This window comes from Holospora curviuscula (assembly GCF_002930195.1).
Lineage (GTDB): Bacteria > Pseudomonadota > Alphaproteobacteria > Holosporales > Holosporaceae > Holospora > Holospora curviuscula.
This window is the reverse complement of record NZ_PHHC01000072.1, coordinates 1-2,202: the sequence shown is the minus strand read 5'-3', so window position 1 is coordinate 2,202 and position 2,202 is coordinate 1. Positions and strand designations below refer to the sequence as shown.

Here is a 2,202-nt window from a genome sequence, read left to right as displayed (position 1 = left end):
TACTTGTCCCATAAGCTTTTTCTCCATGCATTATTATCTTCATAATATATACCATAACTCTCTGGGATCAAACACCTAGAGTGTGTCGACATTTAAATTTACTTTAGATATTATGAGTGCTACAGCAAAATGAAGGAAAGAAAAAAAGCGTGTACAAGTGTGTCCTCTTTAGGTGAAATGCGCCTGAAATGGGTTAACGTGTTGACCATTCGCTCGACTAGAGTGCGTTCTGTATAAAGATCTGCGTCAAATTCTCTGGAGTTTTTTCGCATAGATCGTGAGGGGATGATAGCGTTGTCGCTGCCAGCATAATAAACAATGTCATCGGCATCGTAACTTTGATCCACCAATAGCTTTTTAAAGTGAGAAATTCTTCATTAAATTAAGAGCTTTGGTATAGCACGAGAACTGACTAGGCGATAGAATGAATCTGATGGGGGCGCCTAAAGCATCTCATGGCAGCGTGGATCTGCGTGCTAAAACCGTCTGCTAAGCGCCCCAGTGCTTGTTCTTGTGTACCATTGACTCTATTTTTTTCTGGTGCTCACGGCGTGTTGATGAGCGCGAATCATTGTGGAACCACTCATGATCTATTCCGTATCAGCATCTATTTGACACACACCGGCTTTGGACCATCTTATCAACCGTTTGTGAACCCTCAATTATTTCCCGTAAGATTCTGGCAATGTACGCCACGCTGCTCCCTTGCGCGCAATTTACATCACGGCATTGATAAATTTTCAGTTATCGCGTTACTAGTGCATCCTGAATCCCTTTCTTTCGCGGGCAAACTTTTTTTATTCCTTCCCATTGGTCGTCTGATATTCTTTGGAATATTATCTTCTCTTGTAACTAAATACCTTAATCTTACAAGCGTTAATTATAAATATTGACACACTCTAGAAATATTATCAAAAATAAAAAATGATTCCTAAACAAAAAAGCTTATTAGAGCTAGGATAGATCGTACGTATAAAAACTTGAACCTTAAATTGAGTAGGGGTATTGACAATCTTAAAACCATGGTGAACTATGTTCGATAAATTTTTTCAATGCCGAAAAGAACAAAGTTCATCCTTCATCTTTTTCTGTCTATAATGCTATTTCCCTTATTAAAATGAAGAAATAAGTGTAATAGAATAGAAAAAAGTTCCTCTATGACAGAAAACAGTAAAGTAGTGAGAAAAACAGGTAAAAAATAAGAGGCTTAAAAGCGATTATTGCCGCGAGCACTCACAGCATTGCAAATTTTAGTGCCTTAGATAAAAATCCTCTCACTGGAGGCGAAGGAGAGCTTAGATATAAAGGAGCGCTGGGGAAAGAAATAACAAAGCTCTGGAGATGTTATGGAAAATACTCAAACGTTTATCATCCATACACTCAGCTTTATGTAGAACTCTACCAGGGACTTGGTGGAATTAGGATAGTTTAGTATTTGAGACTTACGGCACTCTTCCATATGAAACTTCTTCCACGCCTTATGAAATTTCATCAAGAGGGGTTAAAAAAATTTATAATGGCCTCGTGCAAAAAGAAAAATCTCCCTAAGCAGTGATTTTTTTTGGATGAATCCCGATAGAAACTATCCTAAAAAATTAGTTTTGCTTTGCTTAACAAAGCTAAAAAATCAATAATGTCTGTCAACCTTGGATATAAAACTTGTATTTATACTTGTCTTTTATAGCACCATCGAACTAAAAGACGTGCACTGCTTTATGAATATACACTACCTAAGTATCTACCTATTTAATTTTTCAGAACCTTTTCTAAAGAAGAGAGTATTACGGTCACGAACTTCACCAGATTGGGTACTTGGTAGTATATTAGTGCTCCACCATTAAAAATGTAGTCTATACACTGTCATAACCGCGATAAATTCTTTTCTTGATACCGTGGTCCCTTTTATCCTCTCTTAATTATAAATAGCTTCCAATGAATTCATTTAATTTAGAAAAATGATATACCCTAGATCATTTTATTAAAAATATTATGCATAAGAATTATCTCTGTACCAGACAAAACTAATTGGTTAGTTAGTTTGCATTGACAGTAACGCGCTGAAATAAAAACAAAAAGTGTATAATCTCGATTATCGAAAAAGAGGTATACATCATGGTTTCAGTCAACGAGTTAAAGCGCATTTTAAAGCCATATTTCAAAATCGACAATAGGCGTCTTGATTGCTTAACCCAAATGTTAGGT

2 protein-coding genes are annotated in these 2,202 nt (G+C 36.1%); one reads left to right on the top strand and one right to left on the bottom strand.

All coding sequences use genetic code 11. The features are described 5' to 3' along the window. Positions 1-119 precede the first annotated feature (119 nt). Positions 120-347 carry a hypothetical protein gene (locus tag HCUR_RS01735; RefSeq protein WP_104206475.1) on the bottom strand — a complete coding sequence of 76 codons (228 nt, stop codon included), beginning with the start codon at positions 345-347 and terminating at the stop codon, positions 120-122. Between the two features lie 108 nt (positions 348-455). Here HCUR_RS01735 and HCUR_RS01730 point away from each other — a divergent pair, with 108 nt between their 5' ends. After that, a complete protein-coding gene (locus tag HCUR_RS01730) occupies positions 456-893 on the top strand; it encodes a hypothetical protein (protein ID WP_104206474.1) in 438 nt (145 codons plus the stop codon). The last annotated feature ends 1,309 nt before the right edge of the window (positions 894-2,202 follow it).

What these genes read in the sequence shown, in the direction of transcription:
- HCUR_RS01730 (WP_104206474.1), top strand. Translation starts at nt 456, where the DNA reads ATGGCAGCGTGGATCTGCGTGCTAAAACCGTCTGCTAAGCGCCCCAGT.